The 21,402-nt window shown below is 70.9% G+C and carries 18 protein-coding genes; 6 read left to right on the plus strand and 12 right to left on the minus strand.

Annotated elements, in window-relative coordinates:
- Positions 1-2 precede the first annotated feature (2 nt).
- From AC3EUV_RS21865 to AC3EUV_RS21885, 5 genes are all read left to right on the plus strand, one after another.
- Positions 3-1,991 (plus strand): alpha/beta hydrolase family protein, encoded by a 1,989-nt coding sequence (locus tag AC3EUV_RS21865; RefSeq protein WP_432142331.1) that lies wholly within the window; start codon positions 3-5, stop codon positions 1,989-1,991.
- On the plus strand, positions 1,988-3,304 hold the full coding sequence (locus AC3EUV_RS21870) for a YcaO-like family protein (protein ID WP_432142332.1): 1,317 nt from the start codon (positions 1,988-1,990) through the stop codon (positions 3,302-3,304). The genes AC3EUV_RS21865 and AC3EUV_RS21870 overlap by 4 nt, the downstream gene beginning before the upstream one ends.
- Positions 3,301-3,984: a TfuA-like protein gene (locus AC3EUV_RS21875; RefSeq protein ID WP_432142333.1), complete on the plus strand. Its 684-nt coding sequence runs from the start codon at positions 3,301-3,303 to the stop codon at positions 3,982-3,984. The genes AC3EUV_RS21870 and AC3EUV_RS21875 overlap by 4 nt, the downstream gene beginning before the upstream one ends.
- Before the next feature lie 171 nt (positions 3,985-4,155).
- A complete protein-coding gene (locus AC3EUV_RS21880; protein WP_432142334.1) occupies positions 4,156-4,908 on the plus strand; it encodes a phytanoyl-CoA dioxygenase family protein in 753 nt (250 codons plus the stop codon).
- 64 nt (positions 4,909-4,972) lie between these two features.
- Positions 4,973-6,202, plus strand: coding sequence for an MFS transporter (locus AC3EUV_RS21885; RefSeq protein WP_432142335.1), 1,230 nt, complete (start codon positions 4,973-4,975; stop codon positions 6,200-6,202).
- A gap of 161 nt (positions 6,203-6,363) precedes the next feature.
- Here the strand turns inward: AC3EUV_RS21885 and AC3EUV_RS21890 are convergent, their stop codons facing one another.
- The 10 genes from AC3EUV_RS21890 to AC3EUV_RS21935 form a co-directional block, all read right to left on the minus strand.
- Positions 6,364-6,942: a S26 family signal peptidase gene (locus AC3EUV_RS21890; RefSeq protein ID WP_432142336.1), complete on the minus strand. Its 579-nt coding sequence runs from the start codon at positions 6,940-6,942 to the stop codon at positions 6,364-6,366.
- The gene (locus AC3EUV_RS21895; protein ID WP_432142337.1) at positions 6,939-8,840 is read right to left on the minus strand and encodes an ABC transporter ATP-binding protein; all 1,902 of its coding nucleotides are present in this window, start codon (positions 8,838-8,840) and stop codon (positions 6,939-6,941) included. Before AC3EUV_RS21895 ends, AC3EUV_RS21890 begins: the two co-directional genes overlap by 4 nt.
- Positions 8,837-9,382, minus strand: a complete 546-nt coding sequence (locus AC3EUV_RS21900) for a TlpA disulfide reductase family protein (protein ID WP_435603659.1) — start codon at positions 9,380-9,382, stop codon at positions 8,837-8,839. Before AC3EUV_RS21900 ends, AC3EUV_RS21895 begins: the two co-directional genes overlap by 4 nt.
- Positions 9,383-9,395: 13 nt before the next feature.
- The gene (locus AC3EUV_RS21905) at positions 9,396-9,926 is read right to left on the minus strand and encodes a MauE/DoxX family redox-associated membrane protein (protein ID WP_432142339.1); all 531 of its coding nucleotides are present in this window, start codon (positions 9,924-9,926) and stop codon (positions 9,396-9,398) included.
- 78 nt (positions 9,927-10,004) lie between these two features.
- Positions 10,005-10,241, minus strand: a complete 237-nt coding sequence (locus tag AC3EUV_RS21910; RefSeq protein ID WP_432142340.1) for an SPRY domain-containing protein — start codon at positions 10,239-10,241, stop codon at positions 10,005-10,007.
- A gap of 152 nt (positions 10,242-10,393) precedes the next feature.
- Complete coding sequence (locus AC3EUV_RS21915) at positions 10,394-11,401, minus strand: AraC-like ligand-binding domain-containing protein (protein ID WP_432142341.1); 1,008 nt, start codon at positions 11,399-11,401, stop codon at positions 10,394-10,396.
- Between the two features lie 234 nt (positions 11,402-11,635).
- Complete coding sequence (gene rox, locus AC3EUV_RS21920) at positions 11,636-13,072, minus strand: rifampin monooxygenase (protein ID WP_435603660.1); 1,437 nt, start codon at positions 13,070-13,072, stop codon at positions 11,636-11,638.
- Between the two features lie 321 nt (positions 13,073-13,393).
- Entirely contained in the window at positions 13,394-15,208 is a 1,815-nt protein-coding gene (locus AC3EUV_RS21925; RefSeq protein ID WP_435603661.1) for a beta strand repeat-containing protein, read from the minus strand.
- A gap of 171 nt (positions 15,209-15,379) precedes the next feature.
- Positions 15,380-16,123, minus strand: coding sequence for an IPT/TIG domain-containing protein (locus AC3EUV_RS21930; RefSeq protein WP_432142344.1), 744 nt, complete (start codon positions 16,121-16,123; stop codon positions 15,380-15,382).
- 119 nt (positions 16,124-16,242) lie between these two features.
- Positions 16,243-16,935, minus strand: coding sequence for a hypothetical protein (locus AC3EUV_RS21935; RefSeq protein WP_432142345.1), 693 nt, complete (start codon positions 16,933-16,935; stop codon positions 16,243-16,245).
- A 434-nt stretch (positions 16,936-17,369) separates the two neighbouring features.
- Between AC3EUV_RS21935 and AC3EUV_RS21940 the strand changes: the two genes are divergently transcribed.
- Positions 17,370-17,801: a protein-tyrosine phosphatase family protein gene (locus AC3EUV_RS21940; protein WP_435603662.1), complete on the plus strand. Its 432-nt coding sequence runs from the start codon at positions 17,370-17,372 to the stop codon at positions 17,799-17,801.
- 36 nt (positions 17,802-17,837) lie between these two features.
- Here AC3EUV_RS21940 and murJ read toward each other — a convergent pair whose 3' ends face one another.
- Both murJ and AC3EUV_RS21950 read right to left on the minus strand, forming a co-directional pair.
- Positions 17,838-19,688, minus strand: coding sequence for a murein biosynthesis integral membrane protein MurJ (murJ, locus tag AC3EUV_RS21945; protein ID WP_435603663.1), 1,851 nt, complete (start codon positions 19,686-19,688; stop codon positions 17,838-17,840).
- Between the two features lie 165 nt (positions 19,689-19,853).
- Entirely contained in the window at positions 19,854-20,933 is a 1,080-nt protein-coding gene (locus AC3EUV_RS21950; protein WP_435603664.1) for a S1 family peptidase, read from the minus strand.
- Between the last annotated feature and the right edge of the window lie 469 nt (positions 20,934-21,402).

Here is a 21,402-nt window from a genome sequence, read left to right on the forward strand (position 1 = left end):
CCGTGAGCGAGCCCACCACCGAAGGCACCGCCGGGACCGCCCTGTTCGAAATCATCAGGGCACAGCAGCGGCTCAAGGCGGCGCACCGACTCGGCGGCCGTCTTCTCGTCGAATCCGACATCGAGCGGGAGAACCGTCCCGACCTCGTTCCCTTCGTGCTGGGCTATTCCTTCGACGGCGATGACAGCCCGACCCTGTGGCACGCCCACGCGGGCGCCTCGTCGGTGACCGTTCTCGGTGACGACGACTACCTCTTCCTCTCGGACCGGCGACCGCGAGCGGGAGGCCCCGTCGGCGGCCGGTCGCTCTGGAGGCACCGCGAGGGGCGGGAGCCGGAGGCGCTGCTCGGCACCGCTCGCGATGTGGTCTGCTACGCCGCCGCCGGCCGGACTGCCGTCGCGGCCGTCTGGGTCCACGCCGAGGCGGACTCCTTCTCCTCGGACCGCGCGCTCCGAGAGGAGTCGGCCCGTGCGGGCCTGACCGCGATGACCGTCGACGGCGACCTCTGGCCGCGCTCCGGCCACCGGTTCGGCGCCGAGGTGCTCAAGTTGGTCGGACTGCCCCTGGGCGAGGACGCGGCCGGGCCGGAACTGCTGAGCGCGCCCCTCGACTCGGACACCCTGCTGTCGGGGCAGCTCGCCCTGACCCCCGACGGCCGCCGCTGCGCCGCGGGGTTGGTCCGTTTCCTTCCCGGCGGACACCGTCGCCACGGGTTGCTCGTCTTCTCCCCCGGCGCGCCGGACGACGCCCGGCAGGTGTGGGCCGATGACGATCTGAGCGACCCGATCGCCTCCCCGGACGGCGCCTGGTTCGCCTGCACCGCGGAACGGATCGCGGTCCCCGGCACGGCGCCCCGTCAGGAAGCGGCTCTGGTGTCGAGCGACGGCCTCGTCGTGCGCAAGGTCGGTCGGGACCACCGCGACTGGCTCCAGCCCGGCGCTTGGCAGGACCCGAACGCGCTGCTGTGCACCGGAGAGGAGGACGGGCGGCGCCACCTGTGGCGGATCGCCGTCGACTCGGACGTCGTCACGCGTATCGACACCGGCGGCTCGGTGCTCTCCGTGACGGCCCGCGCGGACGAGGCCCTGGTCGTCTGCTCCTCCATCGCCTCGCCCCCCTCGGCCGTCGCCCTCGCGCTCGCCACGCCCGGCGTCCCCCGGACGGAGGTCTTCGCCCCGGCCGCCGCGGCCACTCCCCTGGGACGGATGGAGCGCCTCACCCACAAGGCATCCGACGGGGTCGAGTGGAGCAGCTGGCTCTGCCTGCCCGAGGACGTCGACGGGGAGCTGCCTGTCCTGGTCTGGTGCCACGGCGGACCGATGCTCAGCTGGACCGACTGGTCCTGGCGGTGGAACCCGTGGCCGTTCGTCGCCGACGGGTACGCGGTGCTCATGCCCGACCCACCCCTGTCGGTCGGGTACGGCCAGGACGCCATCGAGAGGGGATGGGGCAAGTGGACCTCCGAGGTGGCCGCCGTGGCCGCCGAGCAGGTCGTGGACGCGCTGCTCGATCCGCGTCTCGACGCCGATCGGGTCGCGGTGATGGGAGCGAGCTTCGGGGGCTTCCTGTCTCTGGCCCTGGGGACCCTCCTGCCCGAACCGCGCCTGATCGTCAGCCACTGCGGCTGGGCCGACTTTCCAGCGGTGGCCCGGGCGTGCGATCTGCACTGGCATTGGCTGCGCGAGTACGGTCCGGTGGACTCGTCGCCCTCCTACCGCTCGGAGAGCCTCTCGCTGGAGGCGATCCCGCCGCGGACGAAGGTGCTGTTGTCCCACGGGTGCGAGGACACCCACGTACCGGTCGGCGAATCCCGCGCCATGTACCGGACGCTGGACACTCGGGGCGTGGATGTCGAACTCATGCTCGTCCCGGACGAGAGACACAGCATCCGCAGGCCCGCGAACGCCGCCGCCTGGCACCGGTGGGTCGCCCGGGCCTGCCGCGAGACGCTCGGCGACCGATCAGCCCGAAAGGAACTCAGCGTCAGATGACGATCGTTCACACGGACGTCCCCGCGGGTGCCCGAACGGGTGCCCCCACGGGGGGCGTTCCCCCGAGCCTCGATCGGGCCCATTGGTTCCCGCCCGCAGGGGACGCGCCCGCCACCGCCTGCGGCACCTCCCTGCGGACGCGCACGCTGGAGGAGACGGAAGTGCTGGCCCGCGCCTCCTTCACCCGGTGCGGCATCACCCGGATCGCCGAGGTGACCGAGCTCGACGACCTCGGCATCCCGGTCTTCAACAGCTTCCGTCCCACCGCGGCCCCCGGGCTCAACACGGTGACCAGCGGTAAGGGCATGACCCCGGCCGCGGCCCGGGTGTCGGCCATGATGGAGGCGATCGAACGGACCTGGTGCGAGCAGCGGGCGGGCGAGGCCCCGCTCCGGGCCTCGTACGCCGAGCTGCGCCAGGCGGGCATCCCGGTCCTGGACCCGCGGCGTCTGATCCTCAAGCGGGGCCACACCTGGACCGAGAACACCTCCATCAGCTGGTGGCCCGTGCGGGAACTGGCCTCGGACGTCGAGGTACTCGTGCCCGCCCTCGCGGTCTTCGTCCCGTTTCCGAACGAGTGCGGGATGTTCCGGTCGAACACCATCGGCCTCGCCGTGGGCAACAGCCCCCGGGAAGCCCTGCTGCACGGGCTGCTCGAGACCATCGAGCACGACTGCACGGCGTTCGGCGAGACCCTCAAGAGCGGCTGGAACATCCGGTTGTCCTCGCTGCCGGACGCCGCCAGAGAACTGATCGGGCGGTTCCAGCGGATCGGGATCGAGGTTCAGGTCTTCGCCTACATCAACGACATCGGGGTGCCGACGTTCTTCGCGACGACCGACGACACCCAGGCCGGCGACGGAATGCTCTTCAACGGAGGCGCGGGCTGCCATCTCGATCCGATCGTCGCGGTGACCCGCGCGCTGACGGAGGCGGCCCAGTCGAGGCTCGCGGTCATCGCGGGCGCACGGGAGGACTTCACGGGGCAGGCCTATCGCCGGCACTCGTCCTACGAGGCGCTGCAGGAGATGTACCGGACGTGGAGCGGCGGACGGCCCACAGCGGACTTCGACGTGGTCGAGAGCGCGAGCACCGGCACGACGGAGGGGGACCTCGAAGTGGTCCTGGCCGGACTGGAACGCGCCGGGCTCCCGCTGGTCCTCACGACGGAACTGGCCCCCGATGATCTTCCTTTCTCGGTGACCAAGGCGATCGTTCCCGGACTCGAGGTCCACCACAACGATCCCGCCCGGCTGGGAACACGCCTGCACCGCGAAATGGTGCGGGCCGGACTCGCGAAGCCGCTGTCATGAGCGCCACCCCCACCGTCACGGTGTTCGCGGGCCCTTCGCTGCGCCCCGCGGACCTCACACGCCTGCGCCGGCTCGCCGACGAACGGAACCAGACGCTCGACCTGCGCCCGCCGGTCCGTCGGCACGACCTGCTGGCCCTCATCGGCACCGAATCCCCTCGCAAGATCGTCATGCTGGACGGGGAGTTCGGCCAGAGCCTCGCGGTCAGCGTCACCGAGGTGCGGGCCCTCCTGTTCGCGGGGCAACCGTTGTCCGGCGCGTCCTCGATGGGCGCCCTGCGGGCCGTGGAGTGCCGGACGATCGGGATGACCGGCAGTGGCTGGGTCTACGAGCAGTACCTGAACGGCTCGATCGAGTCCGACGGCGACGTGGCGCTCCTCTACGACCCGGAGGACTACACCCCCGTCACCGTTCCCCTGGTGAACGTCCGCTGGCTGCTGGCGGAGCGGGTCAGGGAGAAGGACCTTTCCTGCGAGGAAGCAGACACCGCGCTGGAGATCGCGCGGTCCCTGAACTTCCGGGCCAGACGGCACTCCGTCCTGGTGAAGCAGTGGAGACGTGGGCTTCCCGGGGGCGCCGTAGCTGTCCTGGAGGAACACTTCGCCACCGACCGTCTCGACCACTGGGACCGCAAACGGCTCGACGCCCTCGCAGCCGTCCGCGCGGCGCTGTCGTCCTGAGGTCCGGAGCCGCGTCCTCCGGACGCCGGCGGGAGCGGACCGGCGTCAACGCCGCCGACGACCGCGACCACCCGACCGGGCCGTCCGCCTCCACGGTCCCACCCCACGAGATCGCCCGGGCCCCCGCACGGCAGCCCGGGCCCGTACCCCGGATTCCGGCAGGAAGAACGCATGACCCACTCCGTGACCGAAGAACAGGTAGCCGCCTACCGACGCGACGGGTTCGTCCACATCCCCGGCATCGTCGGCAAGGACGAATGCGCCCGCTACGCCAAGGCGGCGCTGGCGGCCCGGGACCGCCAGAAGGACGTTCCCTCCGACCCGACGTTCACCCACGTGATGCAGCTCTGGCAGCAGGACGAGACCCTCCGCGAGCTCACCCTCAGCCCCGTCCTGGCCGCCGCGGCCACCGCCCTGTCCGGGGTCCCGCTGCGGCTGTACCACGACCATCTGATGATCAAGGAACCGCACAACGGCTCCCCCACCGAGTTCCACCAGGACCAGCCCTACTGGCCGCACCTCGGTTCCCGGCACTCCCTGTCCGCGTGGGTCGCCCTCGTCGACGTCCCCGCGTCACGCGGCTGCATGACCTTCATCCCCGGCTCGCACCTCCTCGACGGCCGGCACCGTCAAGACCTGCGCGACGCCGACAACTTGATGCGGGCCGCTCCGGAGCTGGTCTGGGAACCCCGCATCACCGTCCCCCTACGGGCCGGCGACTGCACCTTCCACCACTCGCTCACCGCCCACAGCGCCTCGCCGAACCTCACCGATGACCCGCGCATCGCCCACGTGGTCGTCTACATGGACGCCGAGACGCGCTACGACCCCCGCAAGCGCCCCGTCGGCGAGCCCCTCATCGAACCGGCCGGTGTCACCGCGGGCGTCCCCTTCCCGGACGACGAGTTCCCGCGGCTCCCGTGAAGGCAGGCCATGTGCGGACGGGCCCCCGCGGCCACGTATCGCCCGACATGACACGGAGTTCAACGTGATCGCTTCTTTCGTGCGGAACAACTACGCCTCGCTGAAGGGCCCGGCCAGGACGCTCGGCCTGCTGCACTTCCTCGACAGCGTGGGCGGCGGCATCTTCACGTCCGGTTCGGCCGTCTACTTCATCGTGGTGGCCGACCTCCCCGCCGCCCAGGTCGGTCTCGGCCTCTCCCTCGCGGGCCTCTCCGGATTCGTTTCCAGCGTGCTCATGGGCATGGCCGCCGACCGGATCGGGGCCCGGCGTCTGCTGTTCCTCACCCTGCTGGCGATCGGAGTGGCCTACTGCTTCTATCCGGCGGTCGGTTCGCTGCCGGCGTTCTTCGCGGTGGTGAGCGTGGTCGGAGCACTCGAGTGGGGCAGCGGCCCGTTGTTCCACACCCTGATCGCGGAGTTGGTCCCGGAGGGCGACCGGGTCAGCGCACGCGCGGCCCTGCGTTCGGTGTTCAACGTCGGCTTCTCGGTCGGTGCCCTGATGTCAGCAGCGCTGATCGGCATCGGAGGCTCCGCGATGCAAGCGCTGCCCCTGGGCAACGCCCTCTCCTTCCTGCTGGCGGCGGGACTCGTGCTGCGGTTGCCCGCCACCCCCGCGTCGCCGACCAAGACGGAACGCGTGTCCCGCTTCCGGGCACTGAAGGACATACCCTTCCTCGGCGTGATCGGCGCGTCGAGCCTGTTGGCCCTGCACAGCGCGGTCCTCATGGTGGGCATCCCGCTGTGGCTCGTGACCAGTGACAAGCTTCCCCGCAGCGTCGTCCCTGTGGTCTTCGTGTTGAACACGATCCTGGTCGTGCTCTTCCAGGTGAAGTGCGCCAAGGGATCCGAGACCCTGGACGGCGCCGTCGGCGCGGCTCGCAAGGCGGGTCTGATCAGTGTGGCGGCGTGCCTCACACTGGCCATCGGCAACATCACCACGGCATGGGTCGCGGGCGCCTTCGCCCTGACGGCGGTGCTGCTCGTCACGTTCGCCGAACTGTGGCAATCGGCCGGCGCGTTCGGCCTCGGCTTCGGACTCGCCCCCGAAGCGGCGCGGGGGGAATACCTGGGGGCGTTCCACCTCCACATGGTCATCCAGGCGGCCGTCGGACCGGCCGTGGTCTCCTTGCTCGTGATCCACCACGGCTCGTACGGCTGGCTCACCCTCTGCCTGATCTTCCTCGCCGGCACGGCCGCCATCGCCCCCGCGGTGCGCCGGGCCCGCAAGAACAACCTGACACCGGTGTCCGCCTAGGCAGTGTCGTCGGATCATCCATTGTTCAGTACTTCGGGAGGCACCCCGCCGGCGTCATGTGCGTTGTTCACGAGAAGGGACAGCACCGAGCCTTGGCCCCGCGATCGCTGCGGTACGGGTCCCGGTGGCGTCACCGGGACACCTGCATCGGAGGAGAGCACCTACTCGTGGACCTGGGCAGCATCGGGCAGGCAGCCGGGCTGTTCGCCGATACCGACGTCGACGACATCCTCATCCCGCCTCCGGACCCGGGTCGCCCCCAGTGGCCGGACCACCGTCCCCAGCACCCGCTCGACAGGATAGAACCCGAAGTGCCTTGAATCCACGCTGTGTTGAGGGTTGTCCCCGAGCAGCACCAGACTGCCGTCCGGCACCCGGGGCGGCGGCCCGGGAAGGCCGAGGGACGACGTGGACGGCATGACCTCCGGGACGGGGTCGCCGGGGAGGGCCGCCACCCGCTTGATCAGCCACTGGCGCCGGCCCACCGTCCAGGCACCGGCGGTGGCGGGCAGCGGTCCGCTCGGCCACCGGGTGCGCAGGGCGGGCCGTTCGACGACGAGGACCTGACCGCGGGTGGGACGGGTGGTGCGGCGGACGAGCACCCGGTCGCCGTCCAGGTAGGCGGGGGCCATGCTCACGCCCCGTACGGTCACGACCGCGAGGCGGTGGCTCAGGAGGACGGCGGTCGCGGGCACCAGGGCGGCGAGGCCGAGCAGGGCGGCGGCCGTCGTGGGCCTCATGGCTGCCGTCCGTTATGGGCCGGTGCGGTGTCGCGGTAGCCGGCGGCCTGGAGCGCGAACAGCCGGGCGTACTCTCCGCCTGCCGCCATCAGTGCGTCATGGCTGCCGAGTTCCGCGATGCGGCCCTCGCGCAGCACGGCGATCGCGTCCGCTTCCCGTACCGCGCCCAGCCGGTGCGAGATCAACAGGCTGGTGCGTCCGCTGCGGTGGCGCTTGAGCGAGGAGTGGATCTCGGTCTCGGCCTCGGCGTCCAGGCCCGACGACGGCTCGTCCAGGATCATCAGGTCCCGGCGGTCCCGGAGGAAGGCGCGGGCCAGGGCGAGGCGTTGCCACTGGCCTCCGGAGAGGACGACGCCCGTTTCGGGGTCGTCCCGGTCCGTTCCGGCGAAGAAGATCCGGGACAGCAGGGTGTCGTAACCGTGGGGCAGGGCGGCCAGTTGGGGGGCGATTCCCGCCCGGGCCGCCGCCGCGGCGACCCGCGCGTGGTCGGGCCGCGCGGAGATGTCGCCGAGGGCGATGTTCTCGGTCGCGGTCATGTCGTAGTTCATGTAGTCCTGGAAGACCGCGCCGAGGCGGCTGCGGAGTTCGGCGGGGTCGGTGTCGCGGAGGTCGACGCCGTCCCACAGCACGGCTCCCCGCGTCGGATCGTAGAAGCGGCACAGGAGCTTGATCAGGGTCGATTTTCCGGCGCCGTTGAGGCCGACGAGGGCGAGCGAGGTGCCGTGCGGGAGGAACAGGTCGATGCCGCGCAGCACCCAGGGGTGGTCGTCCGAGTAGCGGAACCATACGTCTTTGAGCTCGATGCCGTGCCGTAGTGCGGGGAGCGTCCGGGGTTCCCGGGGTACGGGCAGGTCCGGGCCGGCGTCGACCACGGCGGTGTAGTGGCCGAACAGCAGCAGTGCCTGGTGGGTCCGGGCGAACGCGGTGGCGAGCGAGGCGAGCGCGCCCTGCACCCCCACGATGGCGGCGACGAAGATCGTGACGTCGCCGACGGAGAGCCGGCCGGCCCGGGCCGCCGCCACCGCCCACAGCAGGCCGCTGCCGGAGACCAGTGCCGCGAGCAGTCCCAGTGCGGTCTGTACCCGTGCCTCCCGCAGATCGAGGCCGCGGCGTGCCGTGTTCACGGCCCGTCGGTCGGCGACCATACGTCCGCGCAGAAAGGCGCCGGTGCCGAAGAGCCGTACCTCTTTCGCCGCTTCCATCCGCGACAGCAGCGTGCTGTAGAAGAACTCGCGGCGCTCCACGGGGCCCAGGTCCCACGCCAGTCGGGCCCGCAGCCGCGACAGCCACAGCTCGGCGGCCAGCACCGGCACCGAGGAGGCCGCGACCAGGAGGGTCATCAGCGGGCTGAGGACGAACAGCGAACCGAGGAAGCCGGTGACGGTGAAGACGGAGCCGGCGACGGTGAGCACCGCGTCGAGGACCTGGCCCGGCGAGGCACCGCCGGACTGCTGGGCGAGCCGCAGCCGGTCCAGGAAGGCGGGGTCTTCGAGACGGCGCAGACCGACGAAGCCGTCCACCGCCCGGTAGAGGCGTTCCTGCGCGGTGACGGCGACTTCCCGGCCCAGCTGTGCCCGCAGGTACTGGGCGGCCTCACCGGTCAGCACCAGGGCGACCCCGGCCGCCGCGAGTCCCGCCGCGGGCCGGAGGACCTGCGAGAGAGGCGCGGCATCGGCCAACCCGTCCAGGACGAGCTTGGTCAGCCATGCCGTCGCCACCGGCAGCACACCGGCAGCCAGGGTGAGGACGGCGTAGCCGGTGAGCAGGACGGGCGCCGCCGCCGCGACCAGGGCGCAGGCCGACCGGGCCAGACGGAGCGGAGCGGCCTCGTCCGGTGCGGACTGCGGGGGTGTGCGCGGTACGGGACCGGGCGCCGCGGGCTTGGGTTCGGACTTCATACGGCCATCGCCGTCGGGCGGGTCAGGTCGACGGCGTTGGAGGTGACCACCGGGCGGCCCTCGGCGTCGGGGCCGGTCCGCAGCAGGGTGGGATACGCGTGCACGCCGAAGGCTCTGCTCAGCGCGCCGTTGGGCTCCTCGATCACCACTTGGGCGACCGGGCCGAGCGGCGCGGCGAACGCGGCGGCCTCCCCCGGCTCACCGACCACGACAGCCAGGACACGGCGGCGCCCGCCGGGCAGGGAGCGCGCGTGGGCCACGAGCCCCGGCAGCTTTTCGACGCAGGGGGCGCAGCCGGGCGAGAGAAACGCCACCAGCAGGTCCTCGGTCAGTGACGCCCGGGTCAGGGGCTCACCGGCCTCGGTCACGGTCTCGAACTCGGCGATCGGCGTGCCGACTTCGATATCGGCGGACGGGGCGCCCCGGCGGCCGGTCAGCAACGCACCGTGTTCCCGTAGCCGTTTGACCACCCCCAGGACGAGGACCAGGTTGAGCGCACCGAGCGCTCCGACGAGTACGACCGCGGCGGTCAGGAAGGGCATAGCGGCTCCGGATTCATCGTCGTAGGGGCGTCATCGGCCGGAACAGGGCGAGCAGTTCGTCGAGGGTGGCGACGAGCGCGCCGAGGACGAGGCCGGCCGCTGCCGCCACCAGTGCCCCTGCCGGGTGGCCGTCCGGCGCGGCGACGGCTGTGGTGGTCGCGCCCAGGACGGCGAGCACGGCGAGCAGCAGGTTGCGGAGGAGATGGTGTGGCCCCAGCGGTGTCGTGGAGGCGCCGAAGCAGTGGCAAGGGGTCCGGGCACCGCGTCGCAGCCCGCGCGCGATACCGGCGGTGAAGACCAGCAGCAGGGCGGTGGCCAGCCCGAAGCCGGCCACCGCCGTCACCGGTCCGGGCACCGCCAGGGCCAGTACCACGCCCGCCTCACCGGCGACGACGAGCACCGCGACCGGCCGCAGGTACGCCCGGGGCACTGCCCCCAGATCGCGCAGTGACCGCTCGAAGCCGCCGAACCCACCGCGGACCACCGTCTTCCCGCACAGTGCGAGCAGGAAGACCACACCGACCAGGCACTTCAGAGCGGTCATCAGGTAGACCATGGTGTCCCTCCGGGAGCGGGTGTTCCTGGGGCCGGTGGCCGGCCCCAGGAACACCCGCGTGGTCGGTCAGTTCCAGTCGCCGGGCGTGCAGTTGTCGCAGTACCCGAAGATCCAGTCGCCGGTGGAACCGTCCGAGCACGCCAGCCGGTACTTCCACCACGTGTGACGGGTCGAGTTGCATCCGCTGGTGCCCCGTACGCACAGGTACTGGTAGTCGCACGAGGTGCTGGATGCCTCGGCTGCCACCTTCGGCACGATTCGTTCGAGGAGTCTGCTCCCCAGTGTCTCCATCCTTGCGAACATGACTGCTCCAAGTTCTGCTCGGCCCACGACTCCGCGTCGTGGTGCATGAAGGGTGTGCGGGACCGGCTTCGGTACGCCCGGCTGACGGACTCGGACGTCCCGCGTCGGTGCCTGGACATGACGATGCCGAGACGAGCGGCGGATCGCGTTGACTATTCGTGCAGAGCGCTTGTCGATTCGCGCACGGCGCCGCGGAGGGCGTGCTGCCGGTAGTCGCGGGGCGGCATGCCGTGGACCGCGCGGAAGGCCCGGCTGAAGTGCGCGGGATCGATGAATCCCCACTGGGCGGCGATGGCGTGGATGGGGCGCAGCTGGAGGTGGGGGTTGGCGAGGTCGCGGCGGCAGCGTTCCAGGCGGCGTCCCCGTATCCAGGCCGCGGCGGTGGTGCCTTCCTCGGCGAACAACTGGTGTACGTAGCGGACCGATATCCCGTGGGCGGCGGCGATCGTGGCCGGGGAGAGCGAGGGGTCGCCGAGGTTCCGGCGGATGAAGTCGCGGATCTGCACCCGTAAGGCACGTCGCCGGGATTCCGGGGTCATCGTGTCCTCGGCGTCCAGGCAGCCGCCGAGCGCCGCGGCGAGGAGATCCGCGGTGACCGAACGCAGGGTGGGGATATCGGCGGGAGTGAACTCATCGGCCCGGACGTGGACTTCGGCGAGCCAGCGCCAGAGCACCCCGCTCATTCCCCGGCCGCCGCATATCGGGCGGGCAGTCGCCCGCCGGACGGTTTTCCACGGCAGTGGCAGCAGTTCCCGGGGCAGCTGAATGATCATCGCGGCGTAGTTCTCCGCCCCGCCGCGCAACCGCCCACGAAACGGAAGTCCGCTGTCCACGAGCACCAGCTGCCCCTGCCGGAGGGACATGTTCCGCTCCCCCTGGGAAACGTCACCGGAACCGCTGAGGACACAATTGACTTGATAGAATTCCTGATCGCTCTGCTGCCGTATGAGCTTCGGTGTCCGTACGACCTCCAGACTCGGGAAGGTCATCGTGGATATCTGAGTGTCCCCCATGTCCAGCACCCGCATCGTCGCACGGAAGTCGTCCTCGTGGTCGCTGCGGATCCAGTTGCGCATATGTGAGTGAACGGCGAATTCCTCCCACAGCTCGAATCTGTCCCGCGCAGCCACCATCTCGGTGCTGAAGTTGTTCACCAGCATCGTTCCCCCGCCTCTCCGTGCTGGCTCCGGCCGTCGTGGCCCGAGTATGTGGGGAACGGTCCTGAACGGCCGAGTAGGAGACCGGCCGTTCTGCGCATGAGGGATGATCCGTTCAAGAGGGAGCGTTAAGCGTCACCCGCTTTCCGCGATATCAGCGACCAGGGGCTACGGGTACGGGAATTCCGGTTCGGGCCCCGCGGCCGACGGCGAGCCGGGCCCGGCCGGACTTCCCGCTCAGCCGACGGGCGCGCCGAACCACTTGGGCAGCGCACCGAGCAGCTCCCGCTGGTCCTCGCCGGCCCACGCCACATGCCCGTCCGGCCGCAGCAGCACCGCGGGCACGTCCAGTTCCTCGCTGCTGTCGACGACGTGGTCGACGCGATCCGCCCAGCCCGTCACCGAGAGCTGGCCGGTCCGGTCGAGCAGCAGTCCGCGGCCGTCGTGCATCAGCTCGTAGAGCCGCCCCCGCTTCAGCGCCACGTCCCGCATCCGCCGGCCGAGCAGGTCGTGGCCCTCGCCGAAGTCGTAGCGGACCCCGACCGCGGTGATCATCTCGGTCACGTACCGGTTCACCTCCTCGAAGTCCATCAGCTTCGCGAAGAGTTCCCGCAGCGCGGTCGCCCCCGGGTCGGTCCCCAGCAGCGTGATCTGCGCGCGGGTGTTGTCCAGCACGGCGGCGCCCACCGGGTGCCGTTCGGCGTGATAGCTGTCCAGCAGCCCCTCCGGCGCCCAGCCGTTGACCGCGGCGGCCAGCTTCCAGCCGAGGTTGAAGGCGTCCTGCACGCCGAGGTTGAGCCCCTGCCCACCGGTCGGCGGGTGGATGTGCGCCGCATCGCCGGCCAGCAGCGCCCGGCCGACCCGGTAGCGCTCGGCCTGCCGGGTGGCATCGCCGAACCGGGACAGCCAGCGCGGCGAGTGCACCCCGAAATCGGTACCCGCGACGGCCCGCAGCTGCCGCCGGAACTCCTCCAGGGTCGGCGCGGCCGTACGGTCCTCGGCCACACCGTCGGCGGGCACGATGATGCGGTACACCCCCACCTTCCCGTCCACGTCGGGCACGGCGCCGAACCGAAGCTGAGTCTTGCGGACTTCCTCGACCACAGCGGCAATCGTCGCCGGATCCTCGGCCGCCTCCATGTCGCCCAGCATCGTCTCGACCTTGGCGGGCTCGCCGGGGAAGCCGACGCCGAGCAGCTTGCGCACCGCACTGCGGCCGCCGTCACACCCGACGAGATACCGCGCACGCAGCCGCGTACCGTCCGCCAGCCCGACACTCACCCCGTCCTCGTCCTGGCTCAGCCCCACCACTTCGCAGCCGCGCCGGATCTCGGCACCGACTTCGAGGGCACGCTCGTTGAGCAGCCGCTCGGTGACCGGCTGCGGGGTGGCCAGGCCGTACGGGTGCGCCGTGTCCACCCGGTCCGGCCACGGCTTCATGATGCCGCCGAAGAGGCCGCCGACCTGGAACTTCTCACTGGCCGCGAGGAACCGGTCCAGCAGGCCGCGCTGGTCCATCAGCTCGACGCTGCGCGTATGCAGGCCGCGCCCGCGGGACTGCTCGGTCGGCTCGGCCAGCCTCTCCAGCACGACCACCCGCACCCCGTGCAGCCGCAACTCGCCGGCCAGCATCAAACCGGTCGGTCCGCCGCCGACCACGATCACGTCAATCATCAAAAACGCCCGTTCACCGAGAAGGAATTCCGGCCAGCCGCTCCGCACCATCCGGGATTCGCCCAGCAGACGCACTTGGTGAATCCCGGATTTCCGCAGGTTCTGGCTTCGAGCGCAGATTCTGACGCACCACGGGGGCCTTGCCGCAAGGCCCCCCATGCGCTATACATTGAGAGTGGCAAGGAGTGGATTACCTCCTTGCCTTTGCTTTTTGTCGCCCTCGGTGGACGGACAACGGATTCCGTCTCGTCCTTGTCCACCACGGCTGCCCCTCCGCGCCCGACAACCCGCGGGAGACGGGCTGTCAGGCGCATCAGCGCATCAGATATTGGGGGCCGCGACTCGGGTGTAGACCGCCGGTGTGCTGGTGCCGCCGGGGCTGATGACGGTGACATCGACCGTGCCGGCCGCGCCGGCCGGGATGTCGGCGACGAGATGGGTGTCGGAGACGACCGTGAAGCCGGTGGGCACTCCGCCGACGAGCACCGTGGTCGTCTGGGCGAAGTTGCTGCCGGTGAGGGTGGCGGTGCTGCCACCGGAGGTGGACCCCAGGTTCGGCACCAGCGTCGTGATGCTGGGCGCCGCCAGGTAGGTGTAGGAGACCGGGTTGCTGGTCCCGCCCACAGTGGTGACGGTGACGTTCGACAGACCGGCGGCTCCCGCCGGGACCACGGCGGTGATCTGGGTGTCGGAGACAACGGTGAAGGAGGTCGCCGGTGTGGCCCCGAAGCGCACCGCGGTGGCCTCGATGAGGTTGGTGCCGGTAAGGGTGACGGTGTTGCCGCCCGAGAGCGGGCCGGAGAGCGGGATGACGGCGGCGAGCACCGGGGGGCTGACGTAGAAGTAGGACTTCGGGAGGGTGCTGGTGCCGCCGGGGGTGGTGACGGTGACATCGACCGGTCCGGCGGTGCCGGCCGGAACCACGGCGGTGATCTGGGTCGGGGAGAGCACTGTCACGGAGGTCGCCGGGGTGCCGCCGAAGGTGACCGAGGTGGCGCCGGTGAGGTTGGTGCCGGTGAGCGTGACGGTGTTCGCGCCCGAGGTGCTCCCCTGGTGGGGACTGATGCTGCTCAGCGTGGGGGCGCCGGAGTAGGTGTAGGAAAGGCCGTTGCTGGTGCCCCCGGGGGTCGTCACGGTGATCTGTACGGTGCCGGTTCCGGGCGGGGCGACCGCGGTGACGTGGGTGTCGGAGACGACGGTGAAGGAGGTCGCCGGTGTGGCGCCGAACCGTACAGCGGTGGTGGTGGCCAGTCCCGTGCCGGTGAGGGTGACCGTCGTCCCGCCCGCGGCCGGGCCGGAGTTGGGGCTGACCGAGGTCAGGACCGGTACGGACACCGAGACGTAGGTGAACGACACACCGTTGCTCGTCCCCCCAGGCGTCGTCACCGTCACCGCGACAGTCCCCGAACCCGCCGGCGCCGTCGCCGTGATCTGCGAACTCGAATTCACCGTGAACGACGCCGACACCCCACCGAACCGCACCGCCGTCGCACCCGAAAACCCCGAACCCGACAACGTCACCACCGTCCCACCCGACGCCGGACCGGAGTTGGGACTCACCGAGGTCAGGACCGGCACGGACGCCGAGACGTAGGTGAACGACACACCGTTGCTCGTCCCCCCAGGCGTCGTCACCGTCACCGCGACAGTCCCCGAACCCGCCGGCGCCGTCGCCGTGATCTGCGAACTCGAATTCACCGTGAACGACGCCGACACCCCACCGAACCGCACCGCCGTCGCACCCGAAAACCCCGAACCCGACAACGTCACCACCGTCCCACCCGACGCCGGACCGGAGTTGGGACTCACCGAAGTGAGGCTCGGCACGGGTGCGGTGACGTAGGAGAAGGTGACGAACTGGTTGCTGGTGCCGCTCGGGGTGGTCACGGTGACCTGCACCGTTCCGCTGCCGACCGGGCTGAAGGCGGTGATCTGGGTGTCGGAGTTGACGGTGAAGGACGCCGCGTGGGTGGCGCCGAAGCGGACGGCGGTGGCGCCGGTGAAGCCGGTGCCGGTCACCGTCACTGCCGTGCCGCCCGCGGTGGAACCGGACGTGGGAGAGACGGACGTGACGGTGGGCGTGGCCGCCAGGGAGGGCTCGGCGGAGGAGGTGGGCGGGTGTGCGGAGGGATTCACGGCCATGGTCCTTCGTGGGCGTGAGCCCCGGCCGGCCCCGAGGAGAGGTACCGGGCCGGGGCTCGTCATGGGAAGGGGGAGAGTGCCCGGACAGGGCGGTGTCCCCTGTCCGGGCGGGTGGTCCGCCCCCGCCTGGTCGCAGGACCAGGCCGTCGGCGGCTCAGGGTCCGGTCAGATGCCGGGCCCGGCGAGGTAGGTGAAGCCGTCGTCAAGCGTGGCGGCGCCACCGCTGGTGGTCACGGTGACGTCGACGGCGCCGGCCGTTCCGGGCGGGGTGACGACCGAGAGGCTGGTGTCGCTGAGGACGGAGAACGGCGCGAGCGTGCCTCCGAAGTCGACCGACGTGGTGGTGCTGAGGTTGGTGCCGGTGACGGTCACCACCGTGCCACCGGTGGCCGGACCGGACGTGGGGTTCAGGGTGGTGACCGTGGGCGCGTCGATGTAGGTGTACGAGAACCCGTTGTTGGTGCCGCCGGCGGTGGTGACCGAGACGCTCACCGGGCCCGCCGCCGCGCCCGCCGGAACGGTGACGGTCAGCTGGCCGTCGTTGACCACGGTCGGGGTCGCGGCATTGGCACCGAAGTTGACCGCGGTGGCGGTGCTCAGCCCGGTCCCGGTGATGGTGACGGTGTTACCGCCCGCGGTGACGCCGCTCACCGGCGCCAGCGTGGACTTGAAGGGCGCGCCCACGTAGAAGAACTGAAGCGGGTTGCTGGTTCCGCCAGGAGTGGTGACCGTGACCGGCACGGTGCCCGTACCGGACGGCGAGGTCACGGTGACCGAGGTAGGTGTGTTGGCGGTGATGGTGGCGTTCTTCGTACCGAACTTCACCGCGGTGGCGCCGCCGAGGTTGGTACCGGTGATGGTGACCGTGGTCCCGCCGGCGGTCGATCCCTGATTCGGGGAGATGGGCATGCTGGTGCTCCTTCGATGAGGTGTGAGAGGGAGTGCTGAACCGAGCCCGATGGCCGCGTTCGCCGTCGTCGGTCGGTTGGTGCCTGGTGGAGCAGCCGGCCGAGATCTCGGCCGGACCGTCAGGTGCAGCCCACGACGCTGCCTGACGGAGCACAGTTGTCGGGGGTGTTGTTGCGCACCCCCGTGCCCAGCAGCGTCACACCACCGGAGTTGACGTAGATGCCGCCCCCGGTGGACGTCGCCTGGTTACCGGTGACGGAGCTGGTGGTGAGCGTGATGCTGCCGTTGTCGTTGTAGAGCCCGCCCCCGGCGACGGCGGTGTTGCCGGTGACGGAACTGGAGAACAGCGAGACGGTGCCACCCAGGTTCGAGAGGCCACCGCCCGGATACGGGGACACCGCGCTGCCGCCACGGATGGTGAGGCCCACCGCGCTCAACTGCCCTTGGGTGCCGGGCACGTTCGCGGCGCCCTCCACCTGCATGATCCGGAAGGCCGGCGCGTTCGCGGCGCGGGTGATGGTGGATCCCAGCCCCACCATGGTGATCGGGGTGGTGATCGGTGGCAGCCCCACCGGACCGTGGGGCGAACTGCCGTGAGCACTGGTGAGCTGGTAGGTGCAGAACGGAATGAGGGTCAGGGTGTCCCCGCCGGCCGCATTGGCCGTATTGATCGCATTCACCAGCGAGGTCTCGCTGCACAGGACCGGAATCTGAGCGTGTGCCTTGGTCGGAGCCGCGGCCATCGCCACGGTCAGTCCCAGGGTCAGCGCACAGACCCCGAGGAGGGATCGCAACGTGCGGACAGTTCGCATGACGCCCCCAGAAAGAGGTGACGTGAGCTACCGCACCAGCCGGTCCCCGTGAAGGCGCACCGAGTGGTGAAGGCACTTCCTCAAGCGTGGGAGTGCGCTGCCGCGGATGCCAGGGCCGCATCGCCGCCCGCACTCTCAATGGGGCATAAGGGCAGGCCAGTTGCCACTCCCCCGAGAGGAATGGGCAGCCCACCGGATTGGAATGTGAACAGTTATCCATTGGGGTGAGCACACGAGCAAGCGCCTTGACGCCCCCTCACTCGAATGGCAGAGCGCGCTTCGGAGGCACCGCAAAACACCGGCGCTGCCGCCCGGCTCGCTCCGGTCCTGTTACGCCGAGCGCGCACCCGGCCGCCGACTGCCCTCACCGGCGAACGGCACCAACTGCCGCCGAATGCCCCGTCCTTGATCGGCTCCAGCGATACGGTGTGCGGATGACCGCTACCTGGAACGCTGCCGACGCCGGGGTCCTGAGGCTTCCTTCCGGTCGTCTGATCCGGGGCCGGGGCCTCAGCCGACCGCTGCCGGAGGGCCCGACACCCGACTTCGCCGTCTATCTCCTGGGCAAGCAGCCACCCGAAGTCCCCTGGGAATTCCAGTGGCTGCGCTGGCCCGACTTCCGGCTGCCCAGCAGTCACACCGAGACCCGAGCGGTGCTCCGTACGGCCTGGACGCGTGCCGGGACCGAGCGCGTCGAGATCGCCTGCGCCGGCGGCCGGGGCCGGACCGGCACCGCGCTGGCCTGTATCGCGGTGCTGGACGGCGTACCGGCCGACGAGGCAGTGGATTTTGTACGCCGGAACTACAATCCCCGGGCCGTCGAAACCCCCTGGCAGAAGCGCTACGTCCGCCGCTTCGCCGACTGACGGCCAAGGCCCGTCGGCCGCCCCTCCGGCCCCGGTTCAGCGCCCGAGGCGTCCCCGGACCATGCCGACCATGGCGCTGAGCTCCGCCACCCGCATCCAGTGCGCGAGCAGCACGAAGACACCGAGCAGGACACACCCGCCGGCCAGCAGCGTCACGAGTGAGCCCAGGGCGCCACTGCCGACGGCCAGGGTGAGCGCGTAGGCCACACCGCCGCCGGCGAGCGCCGCGGGAATCGCCGCGGCGCTCAGCCGGGCATAGGTACGCAGGACGCGTGAGCCGTCCAGATCGCCGCCCAGCCGCTTGCGCAGCCGGCGCCAGGCGGTGCCGACCCCGACCGCGTAGGCCAGACCGTAGGAGGCGGCCATTCCGGCGACGGCCCAGCGCGGCGGGAGAAGGACGAAGCAGGCCCCGGACGCGGCGGCGTTCACCGTGGCGACGATGACGGTGTTGTAGAACGGGGTTTTGGTGTCCTCGTAGGCGTAGAAGCCGCGCAGCACGACGTACTGCACCGAGTAGGGAATGAGCCCCGGGCCGAAGGACATGAGGACATAGCCGATGCCACGGGCGCCCTCGGCGTCGGAGCCGGCGTAGAGCAGCGTGGCCATCGGCACACCCAGCGCCAGGAAGGCGAACGCGCAGGGCACGATGGCGACGGCGGAGGTCCGCAGGCCGTAGGAGATGTCCTCGCGGATCGCGGACACCTCCCCGTCCTGGACCGCACGGGACATCCGGGGCAGCACCGCGGTCATCACCGACACGGTGATGATGGCCTGCGGCATCTGCCACAGCAGCTGGGCGTAGTTGTAGGCGGTGATACCGGAGCCGGTGTGCCCGGCCCGTTCGGCGAGGGAGCCGGCCTTGGTGGCAAGTTGTGTGACGACGATCAGGCCGGCCTGGTTGACGAGGACGAAGAGCAGCGTCCATTTGGCCAGGCCCATGGCCCTGCCCAGGCCATGACCGCGGAAGTCGAAGCGCGGGCGGAGCCTGAACCGGGCGTCGCTCAGATACGGCAGCATCGCCAGCGCTTGTACGGCGAGGCCCAGGAGGGTGCCGAGGCCCAGGAGCCGCACCCCTTCGGGGGTGATGGTGGCGGGGCTGACGCGGGAGTCGGTGAAGCCGCCGAAGGCCCAGATGAAGCCGCCGAAGGTGGCGATGATCAGGATGTTGTTGAGCACCGGGGTCCACATCATCGCGCCGAACCGGCCCCGGGCGTTGAGGATCTGTCCGAGCACCACATGCGCGCCCATGAAGAACATGGTGGGCAGGCAGTACCGGGCGAAGGCCACCGTGACCGCCATCCGGCGCGGGTCGGCGGCGATATCCGGCGACATCATGTGCACCAGCAGCGGCGCCGCCAGCACACAGAGGACCGTGACACTCCCCAGCACCACCATGACCAGGGTGATCAGACGGTTGGCGTACGCCTCGCCGCCGTCGTCGTCCTGCTTCATGGCGCGTACGAGTTGCGGCACGAAGACGGCGTTCAGCGCACCGCCGCCGACCAGAATGTAGATCATCGTGGGCAGGACATTGGCGACCTGGTAGGAGTCGTTGAGGGTGCCGACTCCGATCGCCGCGGCCATGACGAGCGTGCGGAGAAATCCGGTGATGCGGGAGACGAAGGTGCCCGCCGCCATGAGGGCGCTGGACTTCAGCAGGCCCGAGGCGCCGCCCCCCGACCGCTTCGGCTCGGGTATCGGCTCACCGGCCGGGGACGGGAACGGAGCCTGCTGCTCACCCGCCGGGTTCGCTGCCCCGCCGCCGTACGCCTCGCGAGGCGTGGTCGCGTGGTGGTCCCCCAGGCGTGGCCGCAGCGGGACCGTGTCATCCGGCAGGACGTGGCCCCCCTGCCCCCGGCCGTCGTTCTCCCGCCCCTGTGCCTTCATGGCTGCCCCGCCTCGTTCGCCCCCGGCCCGTCACCGGGCCCCGTCGTCGCTCAACGGGACACTCTTTCACCTGCCGGCTGACGTCCCGACAGGTGGCCTGGTCACGGGCCCGCCGGGGACCGCAGGGCGCGCGGTCCCCGGCCTTCGTCGTGCGTTCCGGCCGGGTCAGCCGAGCTGCGCTCCGGTCTTTTCGAGGGCCTCGCGCACGGGCTGGTAGTAGGTCACCCCACCGGCCGTGCAGTCGCCCCTGCCGCCCGAGGTGAGACCGAGCGCGGTGTCACCGTCGAAGAGCGAGCCGCCGCTGTCCCCGGCCTCCGCGCAGATGCTCGCCTGGATCAGACCGTCGACCGCGCCCTCCTGGTAGTTGGCGGTCACTTCGAGCGCGATGACGTCACCGTCATGCACATGTGTGGAGCCGCCGCTGCGCTGCACCTTCTGGCCCACGATCGGATCGCCGGCCCGGGTGATGGGCTGCATGCTGTCGTTGTAGAGATCCACCTGGCCGGGGTGCACGATGTCGTCGTCGGTGTACTTCACGATCCCGTAGTCGTCGCCGGGGAAGGTGCCGGCCTCCGTCACCGCGATCTCCTCGCCGCCCTGTGTCGCCGACCAGCTCCGTACGGCGTTGGTGCAGTGCCCCGCCGTCAGGAAGTACGGCTGCCCGCCCCTGGTGACGTTGAAGCCGAGCGAGCAGCGCGCCTGGGTCCCCCAGATGGCGTCGCCGCCGGCGATCAGCGGCCGGAGGGTGCCGGTGGACCGTCTGAGGACGGCCCGGTCACCGAGCGCGGCGGCGACCCGCTTCAGCCGCGTCAGCTTGTCGCCCCGGACCGTGCGGTCGGCGCTGATGACCACCTTGTTGATCCTGGGGTCCATCCCCCAGGAGGTGCCGGGGATGGTGGCCTGCTTCTTGAGGGTCGCGCGGGCGGCGTCCAGCGAGGCGAGCGAGTGCTTGACGACCCTGGCTTCGGCACCGGCCGCCCTTGCCTTGGCGGCGGCGGCCTCGGTGGTGACATTGACGATGAGTCGGCGGTTCTTGGCGTCGTAGTAGGCGCCCGCGCCGTCGGAACCGAGGGTGGAGCTGATGCCCTTGGCGCGCTGTCCGGCGGCGCTGGCCGTCGGCGGGTCGGGTGCCTTGGCGGGGGCCGCCTCGGCGGTCTTCAGGGTGAGTGTGGCGGCGGTCAGGGCCACCACCAGAGCGGCACCGGTGAGGACGGTGCGGGGCGTCGGTACGCGGGTGTGCTTCAACTCGGAACCTCTGGTGGGGGTCGGACCGGGCCAGGGGTCGGGCCCGGATGCGGTCGCGTCGTTTCCTGCCCCACCCTCGAGGGGCCGTCGGCACCGTCTGTGGCCCGGGGGCGGGACATCGCGGCGCGGACGTATCTCTTCCTGGCCCCGCCGCGCCCCACACCCGCCCGGCCACAGGACCGCAGGAATCACCTGTACGGCGGCGGCCCGGCGCCGTCACCAAATGCTGGACCGTACGAGTGAAATCGGGTCACTCACCCTATGCACGGGGCGTGCCGTGGTGGGTCAATCGTGCTATCCGCGCGACGGGCCGCCCATTCCTCCGCACGGGGCAAGGACCAGTCCTTCCATCCGATCCCGGGCGACCCACCGGCGCAGCCATACGTCAATGAGTGGTGCCACGGGCCCGGGCGTTCCCCCGCAGGAGGCCCTCGTGCACCCTCATTCCGGTCCGTCCTCCGAGTCAACC

It is taken from the genome of Streptomyces sp. bgisy130 (assembly GCF_057708345.1).

Coding starts and splice junctions, on each gene's coding strand:
- AC3EUV_RS21870 (WP_432142332.1), top strand. CDS start 1,988: ATGACGATCGTTCACACGGACGTCCCCGCGGGTGCCCGAACGGGTGCC.
- AC3EUV_RS21875 (WP_432142333.1), top strand. CDS start 3,301: ATGAGCGCCACCCCCACCGTCACGGTGTTCGCGGGCCCTTCGCTGCGC.
- AC3EUV_RS21880 (WP_432142334.1), top strand. CDS start 4,156: ATGACCCACTCCGTGACCGAAGAACAGGTAGCCGCCTACCGACGCGAC.
- AC3EUV_RS21890 (WP_432142336.1), bottom strand. CDS start 6,942: ATGAGGCCCACGACGGCCGCCGCCCTGCTCGGCCTCGCCGCCCTGGTG.
- AC3EUV_RS21895 (WP_432142337.1), bottom strand. CDS start 8,840: ATGAAGTCCGAACCCAAGCCCGCGGCGCCCGGTCCCGTACCGCGCACA.
- AC3EUV_RS21900 (WP_435603659.1), bottom strand. CDS start 9,382: ATGCCCTTCCTGACCGCCGCGGTCGTACTCGTCGGAGCGCTCGGTGCG.
- AC3EUV_RS21905 (WP_432142339.1), bottom strand. CDS start 9,926: ATGACCGCTCTGAAGTGCCTGGTCGGTGTGGTCTTCCTGCTCGCACTG.
- AC3EUV_RS21910 (WP_432142340.1), bottom strand. CDS start 10,241: ATGTTCGCAAGGATGGAGACACTGGGGAGCAGACTCCTCGAACGAATC.
- AC3EUV_RS21915 (WP_432142341.1), bottom strand. CDS start 11,401: ATGCTGGTGAACAACTTCAGCACCGAGATGGTGGCTGCGCGGGACAGA.
- rox (WP_435603660.1), bottom strand. CDS start 13,072: ATGATTGACGTGATCGTGGTCGGCGGCGGACCGACCGGTTTGATGCTG.
- AC3EUV_RS21930 (WP_432142344.1), bottom strand. CDS start 16,123: ATGCCCATCTCCCCGAATCAGGGATCGACCGCCGGCGGGACCACGGTC.
- AC3EUV_RS21935 (WP_432142345.1), bottom strand. CDS start 16,935: ATGCGAACTGTCCGCACGTTGCGATCCCTCCTCGGGGTCTGTGCGCTG.
- AC3EUV_RS21940 (WP_435603662.1), top strand. CDS start 17,370: ATGACCGCTACCTGGAACGCTGCCGACGCCGGGGTCCTGAGGCTTCCT.
- murJ (WP_435603663.1), bottom strand. CDS start 19,688: ATGAAGGCACAGGGGCGGGAGAACGACGGCCGGGGGCAGGGGGGCCAC.